This window comes from Bdellovibrionota bacterium (assembly GCA_035292885.1).
Taxonomy (GTDB): domain Bacteria; phylum Bdellovibrionota_G; class JALEGL01; order JALEGL01; family DATDPG01; genus DATDPG01.
Window position 1 is genome coordinate 1 of record DATDPG010000118.1, and the last position, 17724, is coordinate 17724.

General features: G+C 56.1%; 22 protein-coding genes. 7 read left to right on the plus strand and 15 right to left on the minus strand.

All coding sequences use genetic code 11. The annotated features are described in order from the left end of the window. Positions 1–1317 (minus strand): hypothetical protein (locus VI895_09305; protein HLG19992.1); only part of this gene is annotated, 1317 nt, incomplete at its 3' end. Positions 1318–1411: 94 nt separating this feature from the next. On the opposite strand from VI895_09305, the gene VI895_09310 reads away from it, so the two are divergent. Together VI895_09310 and VI895_09315 are read left to right on the plus strand one after the other, a co-directional pair. Then, the gene (locus VI895_09310; GenBank protein ID HLG19993.1) at positions 1412–1630 is read left to right on the plus strand and encodes a hypothetical protein; all 219 of its coding nucleotides are present in this window, start codon (positions 1412–1414) and stop codon (positions 1628–1630) included. After that, positions 1623–1892, plus strand: a complete 270-nt coding sequence (locus tag VI895_09315; protein HLG19994.1) for a type II toxin-antitoxin system RelE/ParE family toxin — start codon at positions 1623–1625, stop codon at positions 1890–1892. Before VI895_09310 ends, VI895_09315 begins: the two co-directional genes overlap by 8 nt. A gap of 31 nt (positions 1893–1923) precedes the next feature. Here the strand turns inward: VI895_09315 and purH are convergent, their stop codons facing one another. The 9 genes from purH to VI895_09360 form a co-directional block, all read right to left on the minus strand. After that, positions 1924–3498 carry a bifunctional phosphoribosylaminoimidazolecarboxamide formyltransferase/IMP cyclohydrolase gene (gene purH, locus VI895_09320; protein ID HLG19995.1) on the minus strand — a complete coding sequence of 525 codons (1575 nt, stop codon included), beginning with the start codon at positions 3496–3498 and terminating at the stop codon, positions 1924–1926. A gap of 129 nt (positions 3499–3627) precedes the next feature. After that, the gene (locus VI895_09325; GenBank protein ID HLG19996.1) at positions 3628–4179 is read right to left on the minus strand and encodes an ORF6N domain-containing protein; all 552 of its coding nucleotides are present in this window, start codon (positions 4177–4179) and stop codon (positions 3628–3630) included. An 18-nt stretch (positions 4180–4197) separates the two neighbouring features. Then, positions 4198–4344 (minus strand): hypothetical protein, encoded by a 147-nt coding sequence (locus VI895_09330; GenBank protein ID HLG19997.1) that lies wholly within the window; start codon positions 4342–4344, stop codon positions 4198–4200. Between the two features lie 95 nt (positions 4345–4439). Next, complete coding sequence (locus VI895_09335) at positions 4440–4826, minus strand: hypothetical protein (protein HLG19998.1); 387 nt, start codon at positions 4824–4826, stop codon at positions 4440–4442. A 148-nt stretch (positions 4827–4974) separates the two neighbouring features. Then, positions 4975–6405 (minus strand): MlaD family protein, encoded by a 1431-nt coding sequence (locus VI895_09340; GenBank protein HLG19999.1) that lies wholly within the window; start codon positions 6403–6405, stop codon positions 4975–4977. Continuing rightward, complete coding sequence (locus VI895_09345) at positions 6402–7145, minus strand: ABC transporter ATP-binding protein (GenBank protein HLG20000.1); 744 nt, start codon at positions 7143–7145, stop codon at positions 6402–6404. Before VI895_09345 ends, VI895_09340 begins: the two co-directional genes overlap by 4 nt. A 5-nt stretch (positions 7146–7150) precedes the next feature. Then, the gene (locus tag VI895_09350; GenBank protein ID HLG20001.1) at positions 7151–7957 is read right to left on the minus strand and encodes an ABC transporter permease; all 807 of its coding nucleotides are present in this window, start codon (positions 7955–7957) and stop codon (positions 7151–7153) included. Continuing rightward, a complete protein-coding gene (alr, locus tag VI895_09355) occupies positions 7954–9093 on the minus strand; it encodes an alanine racemase (GenBank protein HLG20002.1) in 1140 nt (379 codons plus the stop codon). The genes VI895_09350 and alr overlap by 4 nt, the downstream gene beginning before the upstream one ends. Next, a complete protein-coding gene (locus tag VI895_09360) occupies positions 9090–11528 on the minus strand; it encodes a protein kinase (GenBank protein HLG20003.1) in 2439 nt (812 codons plus the stop codon). Before VI895_09360 ends, alr begins: the two co-directional genes overlap by 4 nt. Before the next feature lie 89 nt (positions 11529–11617). Between VI895_09360 and VI895_09365 the strand changes: the two genes are divergently transcribed. The 4 genes from VI895_09365 (at position 11618) to VI895_09380 (ending at position 13285) form a co-directional block, all read left to right on the plus strand. Continuing rightward, positions 11618–12040, plus strand: coding sequence for a single-stranded DNA-binding protein (locus VI895_09365; GenBank protein HLG20004.1), 423 nt, complete (start codon positions 11618–11620; stop codon positions 12038–12040). 84 nt (positions 12041–12124) lie between these two features. Continuing rightward, on the plus strand, positions 12125–12394 hold the full coding sequence (locus tag VI895_09370) for a hypothetical protein (GenBank protein HLG20005.1): 270 nt from the start codon (positions 12125–12127) through the stop codon (positions 12392–12394). Between the two features lie 159 nt (positions 12395–12553). Next, on the plus strand, positions 12554–12766 hold the full coding sequence (locus VI895_09375) for a hypothetical protein (protein HLG20006.1): 213 nt from the start codon (positions 12554–12556) through the stop codon (positions 12764–12766). Between the two features lie 12 nt (positions 12767–12778). Then, on the plus strand, positions 12779–13285 hold the full coding sequence (locus tag VI895_09380) for a YgiT-type zinc finger protein (GenBank protein ID HLG20007.1): 507 nt from the start codon (positions 12779–12781) through the stop codon (positions 13283–13285). An 88-nt stretch (positions 13286–13373) separates the two neighbouring features. Here VI895_09380 and VI895_09385 read toward each other — a convergent pair whose 3' ends face one another. The 5 genes from VI895_09385 to VI895_09405 all read right to left on the minus strand — a co-directional run bounded on the left by VI895_09385 (position 13374) and on the right by VI895_09405 (position 17286). Then, on the minus strand, positions 13374–14330 hold the full coding sequence (locus tag VI895_09385; GenBank protein ID HLG20008.1) for a CsgG/HfaB family protein: 957 nt from the start codon (positions 14328–14330) through the stop codon (positions 13374–13376). Next, positions 14327–14722, minus strand: a complete 396-nt coding sequence (locus tag VI895_09390; protein HLG20009.1) for a hypothetical protein — start codon at positions 14720–14722, stop codon at positions 14327–14329. The genes VI895_09385 and VI895_09390 overlap by 4 nt, the downstream gene beginning before the upstream one ends. Further along, positions 14719–15996, minus strand: a complete 1278-nt coding sequence (locus tag VI895_09395; protein ID HLG20010.1) for a tetratricopeptide repeat protein — start codon at positions 15994–15996, stop codon at positions 14719–14721. The genes VI895_09390 and VI895_09395 overlap by 4 nt, the downstream gene beginning before the upstream one ends. Positions 15997–16018: 22 nt before the next feature. Next, entirely contained in the window at positions 16019–16600 is a 582-nt protein-coding gene (locus VI895_09400; protein ID HLG20011.1) for a hypothetical protein, read from the minus strand. An 80-nt stretch (positions 16601–16680) separates the two neighbouring features. Then, entirely contained in the window at positions 16681–17286 is a 606-nt protein-coding gene (locus VI895_09405; protein HLG20012.1) for a hypothetical protein, read from the minus strand. 122 nt (positions 17287–17408) lie between these two features. On the opposite strand from VI895_09405, the gene gatC reads away from it, so the two are divergent. Further along, positions 17409–17723 carry an Asp-tRNA(Asn)/Glu-tRNA(Gln) amidotransferase subunit GatC gene (gene gatC, locus VI895_09410; GenBank protein ID HLG20013.1) on the plus strand — a complete coding sequence of 105 codons (315 nt, stop codon included), beginning with the start codon at positions 17409–17411 and terminating at the stop codon, positions 17721–17723. Position 17724: the final 1 nt, after the last annotated feature.

The following is a 17724-nucleotide window of genomic DNA, read 5'->3' on the forward strand; positions in this document are numbered from 1 at the left end:
GCGCTCGTAAAACTCCTTCGCTCGATCGGGGCGCATCGCACGGTCCTCCAGCGCGCCCAGGCGGTAGAGAGCTCGCGCGTCCTCGGGCTGTTGTTGAAGTCGTTTTTCAAACGCTTGCCGGGCGAGTTTGGGTTCGGCTCGAAGAATGTGCGCGTAGCCGACTAGATCATAGCCCTCAAGACGAAGAGGGTCCCGCTGAATCGCCGAAGAAGCGATGCCGATGGCTTCGTTCCAGGTGTTGTCGGATTGTCCGCCGGCGAGCAAAACTCGGGCTCGCGTCAGCAGAGCGCGGGCGTCGACGGGATCGAGTTCCATGGCTCGGCGGCTCGACTCTTGCGCCGTCTGGAAATCGTCCCCCGCCAGGGCCGCGCGCGCTTTCGCCACGTAGCCGTCGACTTGTATCGGGGCCATGCGTACGGCCGCGTCGGCCAGATCCACGGCGGTAAGTCGAAGCTGTGGACGGTCCCCGTACTGGGCGGCGATCGCATAGGTCTCGGCCAATCGGCCTACGACGTTGGAATCGGTCGGATGGATCGTGAGAGCCTGTTCCAGAAGTTTGCGGGCGGTTTCGTCGCTTTCGGGAAGATCGAGCGTCAAGAGTCGCTTGGCCTGTTCCAAAAGCGCGTCGGCCGGCCGGCTTGGCGAGGATACCTTTGTACGAAGTTCGGCCACAACACGATCGAGGCGGGGATCGGTCGTGCTTCCGAGAGGGGGGAGCGTAGCGAGCCGGTAGGAAAACCAACCGAGAAGCGAAGAACCGAGAATCACCAAGAAAATTTGAATGACCAATCCAGGGCGAAGAAATCGGCGGGCCTGCCGGTTGAAAGACGGGCTTTTGGCTTGGAAATGTCTTCGTTCCGCCTGGAGGCGAAAGGCTTCTTGAAACTGCGGAAAATTCTTCGCCGGAATCGACCGTCCTTCGGGCGAGACGATCCGATCTCCCGGAAAAATGTACCCCTGCCGAATCCAGTCGCGAACCGATCCCTCGGAATCCAGTTCCACCACTTTTCCCTGCTGGGAGACCTTCCATGCCTCCCTCGGCTGAACTCGGGCCGATTCCTTCTGAGCGCCCTGGCATTCGGGGCAGACCGGAATCCCTTCGACGACGTCGGTTTCATATTCCTTCCCGCAGTTGATGCAGATTCGGGTCTTTCGCACGTCTCCGCTGAAAACGATTTTCTGGCGGCCGTCGGCGTCGGCCGGTTTTAATTCGTATTCAGCGTTGCAGAACGGACAGGTGGAACGGGCGCCGCGCGGGTCCGCGATCTCCAACGGAAGGACAAAGTCCGACCGGCAGCTCTGACAGGTGATCCGCATGAAGAATCTTCATAATATCAGGGAACGTCAAAAGGGCTTAGGGGGTTGACCCATAAGATATCATTTACTAGAATTAAATATTAATAAGGAGTAAATGATGGCAAAGGTGCAGCTTGCGACCCGTGTGGATGAACGAATCAAGAGGGCCGTGGACCTCGTCTGTGCTTCCAAGGGCCTGAAAATCAATCGGTTTTTGGAAGACGCCATTCTCGATAAATTGGAGGAATTAGAAGATATTGAGGATCTCAAGAAGATCCGCCACGAGCCGACCCGTTCGTTCCGGGCGGTCCTTAAAGAACTGAAGCTTGATTAAGAAGTACCGGATTGAATTTTCACGTTCCGCGGAGCGTCAGCTCAAAGCCGTCCCCCGCGCGGACCAAGAACGAATCGTACGATCGATCCTCTCACTCGAGTCCAACCCTTTTCCCTCCGGCGTGCGGAAACTGTCCGGATACGACGATGTTTTTCGCATTCGCGTCGGCACGTACAGAATCCTCTATAGCGTTCAAGGGACCCACCTGCTCGTCATCGTACTAAAGATTGGGCATCGAAAGGATGTGTACCGAGGGCTTTAAGCGCGCAGCCCGACCCTTTTCCAGCAACTTGTTAATGCCGGAAATGGCGGACGCCGGTGAAGATCATCGCCATGCCATGCTCGTCGGCCGCTTGAATCACTTCCGCGTCGCGAACCGAACCGCCCGGCTGAACTACGGCGCGGACGCCATGTTTCGCCGCCTCGTCGATGCCGTCCCGGAACGGGAAGAAGGCGTCGGAAGCCAGCACGACATTCTTTAAAAGCTCGGGCTTCGCTTTCATGGCGGCGATGCGGCTGGAATCGACCCGACTCATCTGACCGGCACCGACGCCGACCGTCTGCGTTTCATTCGCCAAAACGATGGCGTTGGATTTCACGTGTTTCGCGACCGTCCAGGCGAGGCGAAGCGCGGAATATTCCTGTTCCGTCGGTTTCCGTTTCGTCGCGATTTTGCATTCCCGTAAGTCCTCGAACGAGCGGTCCCGGTTTTGGATCAAATAACCGTCGGCCGCTCTGCGAATATCTACTCCCCCCATGGCCGAGCGGAGGTCGTTCAAATCCGCCTCCAGCATACGAAGATTCTTTTTCTTTCCGAACACCGTCCGGGCGTCCGCGTCGAATTTCGGCGCGATGACGATTTCGGTGAATGTTTTTTCACACGTCGAAGCGGTTTGGCCGTCCACCGGATGCGAAAATACGACGATTCCGCCGAAGGCGGAGAGAGGATCGCAGGAGAGGGCTCGCTCATAAGCTTCCAGAAGCGATTTATCCGACGTTCCGACACCGCACGGATTCGTATGTTTCAAAATCGCTACGCTATAATTCTTTTCCAGTTCGAGGATGAGATCGAGGGCTGCATGAACGTCCATCAGGTTGTTGTAGGAGAGCGTTTTCCCCTGCAGCACCTTTTCCAGAACCGTATTCCCGAGTGCAGCGGATGGAAGATAAAAGCCGGCCTCCTGATGCGGATTTTCCCCGTAACGCAGCTCCCACTTCTTGTCGAGGCCGAGCGCGAACCGTTTCGGAAGCGTTTCACCGGAGCCGCGGAAATAAGCCGAAATCGTGGCGTCGTAATTCGCCGTCCGTTCAAATACGTGCAGGGCGCACTCTTTGCGGAACGCAAACGTGGTGCCTCCGTCGTTGGTTTCCAATTCCTTCAAAAAAGATTCGTACTGCCCCGGCTCGATCAGGGCCGTGACGTAGGGAAAATTCTTGGACGCCGCCCGCAAGAGTGTCGGCCCGCCGATATCGATCTGTTCGACCACGTCGTCGAAGCTTTTTCCCGGCGTGCGCGCCGCCGCCTCGAAAGGATAAAGATTGACGACGACCAGGTCGATCGGGACGTACTTTTGCTCCCGCAGCGCGGCCATATGGGCCGAATTATCCCGGATCGCCAAAATGCCTCCATGGATCTTGGGATGGAGCGTCTTGAGTCGGCCGTCCAACATCTCCGGCGCGCCTGTAAAATCGGACACTTCCACCACCTTGAGCCCCTTTTCGGAAAGGAACTTGGCGGTACCGCCGGAGGAGAGAATTTCCACCCCCCGGTTTTGAAGGACTCGGCCGAGCTGCTCCAACCCGGTTTTGTCACTGACGCTGATCAGGGCCCGTTGAATTTTCGTGATCTTTTGGTGTGTCGGCTCCATGGCGGGCGGGAAGATGCCACACAATGCGGGGTTAGAAAAGGGCTAAAACTTACCCAGCGGAACGGCCGAAACCAGCGCTTGAAGAATATTCGAAGAGTGGAGTCGGAACCGCGGTGACCGATGGAGTTCTCACTCTTTGTCGGTAACTGTGGTCGGCTTGTCAGTCGATTCTGATTGAAAGCCAATCCGACGCTTTGGCGTAGTAAGCGGTGCCATCAACTGGCGTATGGCAACGAAAACCTCTCGAAACTGAGCATCATACTTCCTCTCAAGCTGATCGAGTTTTCGCGCCAAGTCTTTGTGCGTGGCCAGCATCTCCCGAAGCCGAACAAAAGCCATGACAATTTGAACACTGGCCTGAACGGCCGTGGGACTATTCAGTATGTTTGCAGCCATGATGACCCCGTGCTCGGTAAAGGCATAAGGTAGTTTTCGGCGACCGCCGTGCTGAGAGCTTGATCTCGCAAATTGCGACATCAAATCTGTAACTTCTTGAAATATAAGTTGAAACATGAAGGCTTCGGGGAATCGACCAGGGTTCCGTTTTACCTGTTCGTTCAACCGGGTCGTTGTCACGCCATAAAGTTCGGCTAGGTCAGAGTCGAGCATGACTCGGAGACCCCGAATTTCGTGGATACGTTTTTCAATCACTGGAATTGGAATAAGGGCTTTCTGTGTCATAGGATCTTCGTATTCTCACTAATCGCCTTTACCCGTTCCGCCGGAGGAGAGAATTTCCACCCCCCGGTTTTGAAGGACTCGGCCGAGCTGCTCCAACCCGGTCTTGTCACTGACGCTGATCAGGGCCCGTTGAATTTTCGTGATTTTTGTGTGTGTGGGATCCATGGCGGGCGGGAAGATGCCACACAATGTGGGGTTAGAAAAGGGCTAAAACTTGCCCAGCGGAACGGCCGAAACCAAAGATTTAAGGTCGATTGTTCCTAGCTTGAACTGTCGGCAGTAAGGAAGATGATTCCGAAAATAAGTCCTACAAGCACCCCCGCGCCCAAAACCGCCAGCCCCACTTTTCCCGCGGTGCTTAACTCTCTTGCCTGAGAGGACTGAAAGTTTTGTAATTCTGATGGCTCCAACACACTTCCCTTGAGTGGGCCCCGCATACTTATTAATTGGCCAGGCGGGTTGTTGAAAGCTGTCGGTTTGTATTCAATATCTGCGTTCTCAAATTCGGCCAAGTGGAACCGGCCCGACTCTACCGAAAATTCCTTTTGGTCCACCAGACTATATTTTTCGAAATTCAATTCGTCTGCGAAAACCGTCAGAGGACATGCCATTGATATTACGAGCAAGTAAATTAACGGCGTTTTCATAGCGGCTCCATTCATTCATGAAATGTAGCAACCAATATGCCAGACTTTGGTGAGCACAAGAAGCATGTCAGGACAGCCTTACCTGACACTTCTCCCGTCAATTTCGTATTGGCTGATGATTACGGTTTTCGACAGCGGCGGAAAAGGGCTAAAACTTGCCCAGCGGAACGGCCGAAACCAAAGCTTTAAGGTCGTTGTCGGTGAATTGAATTCCGGCGCCGAAGAAGCCATTTTTCCCTTGGTTCTTGGTGGCCATGTCGTCCACGCCTCCCGTAAGCAGGAGGTACTTGTAAAGGACGAGCGTTCCGTAGGCGCGAAGGTGAGCTCGGTCGTTTATACGTCCAAAATCAAACGCTTCGAAACTGACGATGAACTTGTCGCGAAAGAGGTGGTAGTCGAAACCGATGCCGCCTTCGCTGCGAATCAAGCCAAAGCGAAACGTCGCATTCCAGAACCGTTTGGCCAATAGGAACGTGAAAAGGATGTCATCGTTGGTTTGGACCGTCTGCGTGTTGCTGACGACCGTTCCTCCCTGCGTGACGGTGGTGTTGACGACGCGCGTCTTTCCCTGCGGGGCGTCTACAATTTCAAACAAAATGTACTTGTCCGGCGAAGGCGCAATCGATATTCCGACCAGATTCTGAAGGGAGTCGCTGGAGAGAAGGTATTCGCCGCGATAACGGACCCCCAACGTCACCCGTTTGAACGTTCCCAGTGTATCGTTCACATTCTCCAGCGTGTCGTTGAGATTGTTGACCGTGGTGTCGTCGTTAAGAAGCTTCCCGACGGTTCCTTCGCCCCGGTCGATTTTTGCGACGATTCGGTCCAACGCTTCCATCGTGTGGTCGAACTTTTCGGTCGCCTTGGTAATGTTGCCATCTTTGCCGAGAGCTTCCCGCATGCCCTCAGCGACGTCTTGGAGGGCGACGAGAACCGTATGAATCTGATCTTTGTTTTCACCCGTGATGTCGCTCAGGTCGGTGGAGAAGGAGTCCAGATTTTTAACGATATGATCGAGCCGGCCTTGGTTGTCCCCTACGATGTCGTTGAGCTTTCCGGTCATGTCACGCAAATTGAGAACGACTTTGCCGAGCGCCCCCTGGGGATTGTCGGACTTGATGAGTTCCTGAATCATCGTGGCGGTGTCGCTTAAGGCCGAAGTGAGCTGGTCGATATCGCTTCGGGAATAGGTCTTCGGGATCTCGCCACCTTCAGGCAGGAGAGGATGATCCGGCGTTCCGGGGTTGAGGGCCAGGAATCGATCTCCCAGGAGACCGCGGTCACGGATCGAAAGAACGGAATTCTCGTAAACATTCACGTTGTCTTTCACTCGTATGGTGACCCGCGCCCGGTTGTTTTCCAGAACGATGTCGTCGACGAAACCGGCGGGAATTCCCGAGACTTCCACCGGAACGCGCTTAAAGAGACCGGAGACGCTTTCAAAATAGGCGTGATACCGCTTGGCCGCGCCGCCGACGGTGCCGCGGTCGTTTATTTGGAGCGACATATAGATGATGACCGCAAGGCCCAGCAGTGCGAAGGCCCCGACGGTGAATTCTGTCGAGAGCAGACGTTTCAAGCCGTCCTCCCGGCGCGGCCCTGCGTCTCGATGAATTGCCGGACGAACGGGTGGCGGGAGCGTCGGAATTCCGTCGGAGGAGCGACTTCCACAATTTTGCCCTCATGAAGCATGGCGATCTTGTCGGCCAGGTCATAGCTTAGCGCCAAATCATGGCTGATCAAAACCACCGTTACCTTGTGGCGCCGGTGTGTTTCCCGGATCAGTTCGGTGATTTGGCTCGTTATAATCGGGTCCAATCCGGTCGTCGGCTCGTCGAAGAGAAGGATTTTTGGATCGAGCATCAGAGCGCGCGCCAATCCGACCCGCTTTCGCATGCCGCCGGAGAGCTCGTTCGGGAGCTTCTCTTCAATCCCGACCAACCCGACCTCCTCCAGCATGGCGGTCACCCGCCCTTCGATTTCTTGGTCCGAGAGTTGCGTGTGTTCAAAGAGCGGGAAGCTCACATTTTCGAAAACGGTCATGTCGTCAAAGAGCGCGGCATCCTGAAACAACATACCGAACTTTCGTCGGATTCGATTCATTTCCTTGGAGGGGAGATGCGTGATTTCCTCGCCGTCCACGAAAATTTCCCCGCGGTCGGGATGGATCAAGCCGATGAGGTGCTTGAGAAGAACCGATTTACCCACGCCGCTCGACCCCATGATCGAGGTGATCTTCCCGTCTTCGATCGTGAGATCGACGCCGCTCAGCACGCGTTGTTCCCGGAACGACTTGAAGACATTTCGGATTTCGATCATGGCGACTAGAACAGGAGAGCCGTGAGAAAATAATCGGAAACCAAGATCGCCACGGATGAAATTACGACCGCTTGCGTGGTGGCGCGCCCGACGCCGGCGGCTCCGCCGTGGGCGTAGTAACCCTTGTAACAAGAAACGATCGCGATAATCAGACCGAACACCGCCGCCTTAAACATACCCTGAACGATGTCGGGGACATCGGCGTAGTACTGAATCTTTTGAACGAAGATCCCTTCGTCGATTTGCAGAAGCTTAACCCCGACGACGTAGGTCCCCAGCGCTCCGACAAAATCAAAGACCGCCGTAAGCAAAGGGAGCGCCACGACCGCCGCCAGGACGCGGGGGACGATCAAATAGTGCACTGGGTGAACGGCCAGCGAAATCAGGGCGTCCACCTGCTGCGTCACCTGCATCGTTCCCAGTTGAGCGGCCATGGCCGAGCCTGCCCGCGCCGTGACCATCAAGGCCGTGAGCACCGGTCCGAGTTCGCGGGCGATCGCGATCGAGGCCACGGCGCCGGTCAAGGTTTCGGCTCGAAAGAGGGCGAACGCCCGGCCGCTCTGAAGAGCGAAGACCATTCCCGTGAAGGAGCCGGTCAAAACCACAATAAAGATGGAGCTGACGCCGATGAACTGGACCTGCTGAAGAGCCAGCCGCCATCTCACGGGAGGAGAGAAAAGCTGAATGGCGACCTCTTTGAGAAGAAGGAAGGTGCTCCCCGCCTCGCTGATCCCCGAAGTGAACGCCTGGATCAACGCCAAAACAGCCCGGCCGATTTCCTGAACCGGCCCCCGGACGGCGGACGTTTTCACGCGGAGATCTCCTCCCGGACGAACAACCGGCTGACGCGGGCGCTGATACTCGTGAGGACTTCATAGGGGATGGTGTTCCGCGCCGCCGCGAGCTCTCGCGCGGTGGGAGCCCCCTCTTTTTCCGGCCCGAGCAGCGTCACCTCTTCTCCCGGTTGGACATCATGCCACTCGGATACATCGATCATGAAAAGATCCATACAAATGATTCCGGCGATACGGCAGCGCTTTCCCCGGAAGCCGACACCTACAGGGGCGTACTGTCGGGCGAAGCCGTCCCCGTACCCCGCCGCCACCGTGGCGATCTTCATCGGTTTCTCCGCCCGAAAGCCGCGGTTGTATCCCACACTCTCTCCCCTGGCAACGCTCTTGACCTGAAGAATAGGCGCTTTCCAAGTGAGGGCCGGCGCAAATCGCGCCGTTGGAGGGTCGGGAGAAGGGGGATAACCGTACAAGGCGATGCCCGGGCGCACCCAATCAAAATGAGCTGCGGGATGGAAGAGAATTCCTCCGCTGTTCGCCGCGTGGCGAATGAGCCGCCGGCCGAGCCTCCGTTCGAAAAAATCGATCGCCCGCCGAAAGGTTGCGATCTGTTCTTCGGTAAACGCTCGGTCCGAATTTTCCGATTCGGCGAGGTGGGTGAAAATGCCCTCCACCTGAATCTGAGGATGAGACGAGAGAAATAGCGCCGCAGCCTCCCATTCCGTTTGAGGCAAGCCGAGACGATGCATTCCCGATTCAATCTTCAAATGAATCGGAATCGCCGCGTTTTCCCGGCCGGCGTAATCCGCCATGTCCTCCAGACTTTGGATCGAAAATCCGGTCAGCGTCATTTGATGATGAACCGCCTCGGCGAGCGCCCATTTTGAAATGGCGCCCAAGCACAGGACCAGGCCGGAATAACCTCCTTCGCGCAGGACGATCGCTTCGGTGACGTCCGCCACGCCGACACCGGCCCCGCCGAGCTTTCGGCATTCGAGAGCGATTTCGACGCTGCCATGCCCGTAGGCGTTCGCTTTGACGACGGCGAGGATCTTCGATTCCGCGGGGAGAAGGCTTTCAAGCGCTCTCCAGTTTTGGGCGAACGCCCCAAGATCGATCGTGGCCCGGGTCGGCCGGACGTAGGCGCTTCGTTTCATCGGAGTTTCGCCAGTAAAGCTTGAATTTCAGCCGCGTTTTGGAAGCGGTTCACCGGATCTTTTTCGAGGCATTTCAAGATCATCTGATTCAAAACGTCCGGAAGATTGGGGTCCAGTTCTTTGGGGATCGGCGGCGGCGTATTGACGTGGTGAAAGCCGAGATCTCCTTTTTTGAACGGCAATTCTCCGAGGCACATCTCAAAAATGCAGATCCCCAACGAATAAAGATCGGTTCTGTGATCGATCGGCCGCCCCAAAGTCTGTTCGGGCGACATGAAGGAAGGGGTGCCGCCGACGATCGACTGCTCGCTCATCAGTTCCCGGATGACCTTGGCCAGGCCGAAATCCATGATCTTAATCGTCTGCTGTTTCGTCCACATGATGTTGTTCGTCGTGAGGTCGCGGTGAACGATGTTCTTGGAATGAGCGTACTTCAGAGCGTCGAGCAGTTGGCGCAAAATCTCCGCGACGCTTTTCGTCGAAAGCTTTCCCCGTTTCTTGAGAATGTCCTTGAGCGTATTCCCTTCGATGTATTCCATCGCGATGTAGTATTCGCCGTCCTGGGTTCCCAGGTCGTGCACCGTGACGATATTGGGATGGTTGAGCGCCGCGGCCGCCTTGGCCTCTCGGAAAAAAGTCTTGACCGCCTGCTCGTTGGCTTTGAGAGAACTGGGAAGAATCTTCAGGGCGACAATGCGATCCAGTGTCGTGTCTTTCGCCGTATAGACGATTCCCATCCCGCCCCGGCCGACCTCCTTGATCACGCTGTACCTTCGGGGAAGGGGAGTAGTGGAGGTGTGTGATAGCGCTTTGTCGCTGGCGGCGAAGAGTCCTCCGGAGGTGGGGATCAATCCCACCTTCGACATCCGCGTGAACGCCCGGTCGGACAAAAGTTTCCGGACGTTTTGGGCTTTGTCGACCGCGCTTCGTTCCACCAGGTCCTGGGCCAACATTCGCTCGATCAGTTCGAGCGCGTTTGTTTGGCTCTGCGTCTGATCTGAGACGACCGCTAAGTTGTACACGGTGTCCACATCGTCCGATGTCATCCTCTCCAAGCCCTTCAACGATTCCTCAAAACATTCCTTTGCCTTCATCGGATCCGCGAGATCGAGATGGATTTTTCCACGCAAGGACATCGCCTGGCTGTGATCTTTAACCCCGACCTGGATTCGATCGAGTTCGACCAGGGCCTCTTTCATCAAACCCCGCTTATGAAGCGATCTCGCCGCTTGCACGAAATCTCCCATCCGTTCCAGCAGGGCGACCTCTTGGGCCGGCATATTCGCCAGTCGATAACTTTCCACCGCTTCCCGCCACATCTGGGCCCGCTCAAAAGCCTGAGCCGCGCGTTCATATTTTTTCGACTCCCGATAGAGAGAAGCCGCCAGGGCATGTTCCCTCGCCCGCTCGTACATGGCGGCCGCTTTTTCCATCTCGTGCAGGTCGCGGTAGATTTCCGCCGCGCGCGAGAAATCGCCGGATTCCTGAAATTTGCCCACGGCGAGGAGCGATTCGCCCGCTTGAAAGAGCCGCTCTCCTTCGATTCGGGCGGCTGCGGCCTTATCCCCCGAGCTTTCCAGAACCTCGGCCGCTCGCTTCAAGTCGCCCGCCTTTTCGTACAGCTTCGCCGCCTCTTTGGCGTTCCCGGCTTTCGCGAAACAACGGGCGGCCTCTTCCGGCAATTTGGCTTCCAGAAAAAGTTCGGCCGCCCGAGCTGGTTTAGCGCCTCTTTCATACAGACGTGCCGCTTCCTTAAGCCATTCCTGATGTTCCGGTCTCATCGATACGAAGGCCGAACCTCCCGATTCTCGTTCCGCTTGTTGAAAGGCCTTATAAAGGGTTTCGGCGGCTTCGAGCGGCTTGCCCGTATCCGCCAGCAGCCGCGCGGCGGGCAGCCACTGTGCCGAGCGCAAGTACGCTTTGATCGCCCGGTCCATTTCGCCGTGCTTTAGATAGATTGCCCCCACTTCATCGGCTCGTCCCGCCTTTTCCAGATTGGCTTCCGCACGATCGAACTGTTTCCGGTCCAGGTAAATCTCCGCCGCTTTCAAAAAATCGCCCGCGCGTTCGTAAAACATCGCCGCCTTGTCCACCTGCCGGCGCCGCAGGTACACGTCGGCCGCCCGGCCGAATAGGTTTCCCTTCTGAAAGATGTCGATCGCTTGCTCCCACTGCCCGAGAGCCAAAAGCCGGTCGCCCGCCTGGGCATATTCGCCCGAATCGATGAGGGTCGAGATCTCCCGTTTCCCGTGCATGGAAGCCAGCCACGGGATTTTGGAGCGGAGAACCGCGCCCTTACTTCCCATCAGGAACCGATAAATGACGATGCCGGCGGCCAAGAGAACGAGAACCTGGATCAGGCTGTGAAGCCACGCTCGCGTCAGAACGAACTCAAGCGTCGAACGAAGCAACTCCAGTGCGCGGGCGGAGTCCACGGAATTGACACGCTAACGTTAAGGACTGGCCTTGACAAGTTAGGCTCCGGGTCGATACGAAGGCCGTGAGCATTCAACTAGGAGTTCGCATGGCCGGCGTCAATAAAGTGATTTTGATCGGAAATCTCGGAGCGGATCCCGAAATTCGCTACACGCAAGGAGGGGTACCGGTCGCCACGCTGCGCGTGGCCACGAGCGAACAGTGGAAGAACAAGAACGGACAGAAAGAAGAGCGGACGGAATGGCACCGCGTCGTGCTCTGGTCGAGGCTGGCGGAGCTGGCCGGTCAGTATCTTTCCAAAGGCCGCCAGGTTTACCTCGAAGGGCGAATCCAGACCCGTTCCTGGGACGACAAAGAGGGTAAGAAGAGGTACTCCACCGAAGTCGTGGCCACGCAAATGCAGTTTCTGGGGGGTCCTTCCGAGCGCAAGGCCGAGCTTCCGTCCATGTCGGAAGAACTTCCTCCGCCGCCCGAAAACCTCGGCCAGAAAGAGGAAGACGTTCCGTTTTAGGTCGGCTGGTCTCTATTCCAAATCGTTTGGAAAGCTGCTTTCCGAAGTTGGGGCGCGGCAGGTTGCGCCTTATCGCCCACGCGGATGGATCGTCTCGCCGCTGACCCTGAACAACTGGGACCCGGCCAGCCGGACGGCCCTCCGGCCGATGAGTATGATCCTGAGGTTAGAGAAATTACACGCTTCTCGATAGGGAACTGGACGGAGATCCTTAAAAACCCGACGCTTCTCAAAGTTGAAATCAACCGAGTCTGGAATGTCTATTTCGATCATGACACCGGGCATGCGAGGGCCCTCGCAACAGCGATCATCCGAGAGATGAAGAAACAAGGCCCTCAAGGTGACAAGGACTAGGATTTGTATTGATATTCCGGGTAGTTAGAGCTTCCGAAGAGATATTGATAAATTATCAATTCTTGATATAATGTCAAAGTAAGGCTTCAGATTGGCGCGACTCGAAAGAAGGCGCGGCGATGTTTGAGAGTAGGATCTTACCGTCTCGCGGATCCTCATATGAAGATCAGGATGTCTGTGCGGGAGATCGTCATCAACGACCTGTTTAACGTGGTTCAGAGTGATAGTTCGAAGATCAGCAGTGAGTGGGATGAAAAGCATCGGGAATGGCGATATTGCTTCTTGACCAAACGGTTCGAGGTTTGGGTCACTTTCGAAGCGCCGAGCCGATTGGTTTTTATTACGGCGATACGCTTGAAGCGCAATCCGTAAGGGAGGTTCGCCTTGGCCTGCTATACATGCGGATTTGAGGGAAAGTTCAAGAAGACAAAGATCGAAAGCTACCGGTACACGGAATGTGGCCTCGACAATGTATTCCTGCGCCATATTCCGGGGCTGCAATGTCCAGAATGCAAGATAGTGAGCGCAGATATTCCCCATCCTCTCCAGCTACACGAACTGTTGGCACAAATGATTGTCACAAAACCATTCCTGCTAACAGCTGGCGAGATCCGGTTCATTCGAACGCAGCTTGGATATTCCCAGGCGGACTTTGCGGGAAGACTTCAACGAAACCCAAGTGTTTTGAACCGTGTCGAACGCAAAAAGGAAAAGGTCAGCGCGGATCTAGACCGCCTTGTACGAATGGTCTACCTCAAAGAAAAGACCAGTCCAAAGCGGCTCTACGAGGAAGTCGAGAACCTAATTGGCGAAAAGCGAGAAGGTCAGCGGCCCTATCGTTTCCATACGGTAAAGAATGATTGGAAGTACGAGGCTCGGGCCGCCGCTTAACCTATGAAACATGGCGACAGTCTTCAAAAAGGGCAAGAATTTGGACGCTTGAGCTCATTCGAATCCTATGGAAAGCCGCTTTCCGAAGTTAGGGCGCGGCGGGTTGAGCCTTGTCGCCCACGCGGATGGGGCGTTTCGAAACTCCTGCGGGTTCGAGCGTAGCGACGCGGTCGGTCACCGCTACCACCTTTGCCTCACCGGCCGGCTCTTCTTGATAACCTAAGATTTCCTTGGAGTCCGGATCCAGGATCGGATTTCCCAGCGAAAAGAGACGGAATGTATCGCCGACCTGAACGTTTTCCGCCGTTCCGGCGTTTAGATAGAACTTCCCGTGGGTCACCGAAGCGATCTTGCCGGTCCAGGGGATCTTGTCCATCGTCAGGACGATTTGCGATACGGCTCGGTCGATGACTTCCTGTTCCGTTCCGCCGAAAGCCCGGGCGGTTCCGACGATTCGGCTCGTCTCGACGTCATACATTCGAAGCAGAAGGCCGATCGGTCCCTCGCCTGAATGCGCCGGATCGTCGTTCGGGCCGATCGATCCGGTCACAATAATTTGGGCGCCGACGATTTTGCCGACCTTTGCGCTCTGGTTCTTGTCGACCCATTTCGTTTCTCCGAACGAAATTTCGCGCAAAATCGCGTTGATATCTTTTCGCTCGATGAGAATGAAGCGTTTCGTCTGTGCCAGCGCATCGATCAGCTTTTCCGAGAATCGGGAAGAGACCGGTTCGCCTTCCGGTTTCATATCCTCTCGTTGGACATGGACGTTGGGCGCTACGATGTCGAGCGTGCGTTTCTGACCGAAGGGGCTGTCGGAAACCTTGAGATTGTCCTCGAATCGAGCGATTGCCACGCGTTTGCGAAGCGCCTTCTCGCTGACTACCTGCTTCTGTGTGTAGTCGAATCCGGTCGGAGCGGGGGTGGAGGTTACGGAAACCGGCGGCACCGCGGGGTAATCGATTTTCCCGGTATGGCAACCAGCCACGGACAGGGCGAGGCCTGCGATCAAGAACGGTACGAGCCTCATGGTCGGGTCCGTCATTTGGCGTTCCGAATCAAGACGCGGTAGTCGGCCGCCTTCGGATTGAGCGAGTTCTTTTGGTAGCTCGTCACCGTTCTTCGATGGAACAGAACCGGCTCCCAGTCCGTCTTTTCCACTTCGAATCCATCTTCGGCGCGAAAGATCACCTGAACGTCCGTCCAGACGTCCTTGTCCTCTTCGTTTTCGACTTCAAGTTTTACTTGGAGCTGGCCGCCCGGAAGCCGATCGGCCTTTTGTTTAACGATATTAAAGTAGTAGGTGAGGCCGTGGTCCAGAAGGAGGACCTTTTCCGTCTCCTGCGGCGCACTCTTCGTTGCCTCGGTCCGATACGGGCGGCCGCACGAAGCGGCGAACAGAACGGTAACAAAAAGAATGAAACTCCATCGACTCATGATCCACCTCCCTTGGTTTCCGTGTTTTCCAGTCTCCCTGTTCTTTGGCACGGACTGCTATGAAAAACAAAAATCCGGTCCGGATTTTCCGAACCGGTATCGGTGTACCAGACTTGCTCTTCGCCGGGAAGAGCGCGGCCCGAAGCATTGTAAAAAACGACCCGTACTCGGTGCTCTCCCGGGGAGAGCTGGGCGAATTGGACCTGCAAAAGGTCCGGAAGAAGCTCCCACTGGCGGACATCCGCCTGGGACTGGTTCGCCACGGCGAAAAGACCGGCGCCCAGCGCGACCCATCCCGCGGTTTTGTTTCCACGAGCCGCCTGATCGGCGGCGATCACCGTTGTTGCGATCGCCGCATCCCGGGCTACTCCCTTCGTGACCTGTACGGCGTCCTTTCCCGTCCTCCCCTGGGTCTTTGCTTGAGTTGTCAGATCGGCGACCTCGGTGGTTTTTCCGATCTCCACGTCATCGACAAAAATGGAGGCGGAACGTTCGGGATAGTCTCGTCGTTGCCAGTCGTCGAGACTGCCTCCGGGCCCCTTACGAATTTTGCGCGGTGCCTTGCCCATCTCCACCAAGAAGATCGTGTTGTTTTTCTTCAGTTTCTCCACTTCGAAAAGGGAATTATTGGCGTAACGAGCCTTCGCCTTTTCCAGCGCGATTCGGGCGTTGTCCAATTCTCCCATTTTTAGAGCGACCTTCGCTTCGAGGACGTAAGCGAGGGCGAAGTCTTCTCGGTTTTTCTCTTTTTGCTTGATGGCCAACACGGCCTTTGAAAACGCCGCCCGGGCGTTGTCGTAATCCCCGCGGTTGAAATAAAGAATTCCCGGATAGATCATCGCCATGGCTTTTTCAAAGGGCTCTCCCTTGAACACTTTGATCGCCTCGGCGCTGACCAAGCTCGCCGTGCCCCGTTCCTTGCCGGCGTCGCTCCACATGACCCGCTGGGCGTCCAGAGCCGCTTTCTCGGCCAGATCGTATTTGCCCGCGCGCATCGCCGCGCTCAGGAGCGCCAAGTTATAGAGGACGTAGTCCTTTCCTCCCTCTTTGACCTTTTCCTGGAACGTCTCGATCGCCTGGTCGTAATTGCACCGGTCGAACGCTTCCACCCCCTTCGCCGGCAGCTTCGTACTGCATCCCCACAAAAAACAACTAAGAATCGTTAGGATCGTCCACGCATGCCGGCCCCGAAATGATACGCGCGGGTGGCGCGACGGGGGCACGTTGACGAAGGTCGAGAGGATACCGTCGCGACGGAAGCCCGCGCGTTTCATTTCAAGAGACTGGATACGTGAATTACCGGTCGTACAGACCTGCTTGGCCGACCTTTTTCACTTCGTACTCATCTTCCCAAACGATGTCGGTCGACTCCGCGTCCGTCAGGCGGAAGGCATATCGGGTGTACGTGGAACGTTTCCCGCCCGCCTGCTTGTCAATGGAGGAAAGCTTGCCGGTCAGAAAGAAGTCGGCGCCCGAGCGCGTCTTGGACCCCGAGGTTCCCAATTCGCCTCGCCGTTTCGATTCACGTTCTCTTGTAATCTGTTCGCTGATTTCGCGGTCCAGAAAAGTCATTTTGCCGCCCGCATTCTTGAGAAGAAGCGTTCGCATTTTTTCAATGAAGAGATTCTTGTTGATGATTTCATTCGTCTCGTTTTTCACGTCGGCGAACGCGATGCGCGGGGGACTCGTGGAGTTGGAGATCTGCGGAAGCTGGATCAGGGATCGCGCCATGTTTTGAGCGACGGTGACCAGATCCTTGCTCGAGGTTTCGGTGTCCGAGAAAGGCTCGTCGCTGGCGACGTCCACCCGGTTCGTGCTGGCGACGCAGCCGAGCAGGCCGACGGTCATTGCAATCAAAACTGATCGTACGCTCTTCATAGGGAACCTCCTTGAGATGAAATGTAACGGAATTCTTCCAGCGGACGGGTCCAAAGTAAAGATGCGGATGAATCGGGCTCTCAGTACAGCACGTTAGGCAAGAGTTCGGGACGCTCGGTGTTCAGCCTTTGGGCGATTGTTTGGAGCCCGGTGACGATATATCCAGGTAGTACCGTATAGCAATCGTCCCTAAAGTAATCCGCACCGCCCCGGAGAGCCGCCGCTGACAAGTCGTTGTGTATGCAGGGTAATTCGAGGATCAGGCGGTTGCGGCCGCGATCGAACGTGAACGAAGGGTTTGGCGGTCCTTCCGAAGTCGAATAGACCCAGCGTATGCCGAGGCCGCACGGTGCCGCGGCGCTAATGACGGCTTGATCGCGGATAGTCAGCGCATGCCACACCATATCAAGATCCGCCATCAATCCTTTTTCGACAGCTTGCGTACTTTCTGGGGTGGAAGATCGGAATCTGTGAACCGTCTTTTCCCATCGGGAAGTATCAACCCGAAATAGCGCGGAATCCGGTGCGGCTGAATCGGGCGTTATCCAGTCCGGGAAATGGGCGACGTGAAGATAAAGCGAAGGATCTTGTCCAGGTTGGAGAAGGCAATCGGCGCCGGCGCGAGCAGCGTTCGGCACCAGAACGAAAAGCAAAAGAGCAACCACGGTTGAATGGGCGGTTTTCATCTTACGACCTCCTGCGGGATTCGTTGAAGGTCGGGTTCTTAACACCTTGCTGTAATGCGGCAAAGCGAAAAATGAAGTGTCAAACTGGCCTCGGAGCCTTCGCTATGGTAGCTCCTAAGCCCATGTCCCAATTCACGAGGGAGGATCTTCTCCATATCGCCGAGCTGGCGCGGCTGGAAATTCCGGAGTCCGAGATCGAAGCCAGACTTCGGGAATTCAATGAAATCGTGGCCTATGTCGAAAAGCTGAGCGAATTGAATACGAAAGGCATCGTGCCGACGTCCCAAGTGACGGAAGGGGCCGGCCGGCTCGGCACGCCGTTCGGCGAGGATATTCCCGCGCCCTCGTTCCAGCCGGATACCGCCGTTCAGAATGCGCCCGATCGCCAGGATCATTTCTTTAAAGTTCCGCGCATGATCGACGACACGACTACGTGAA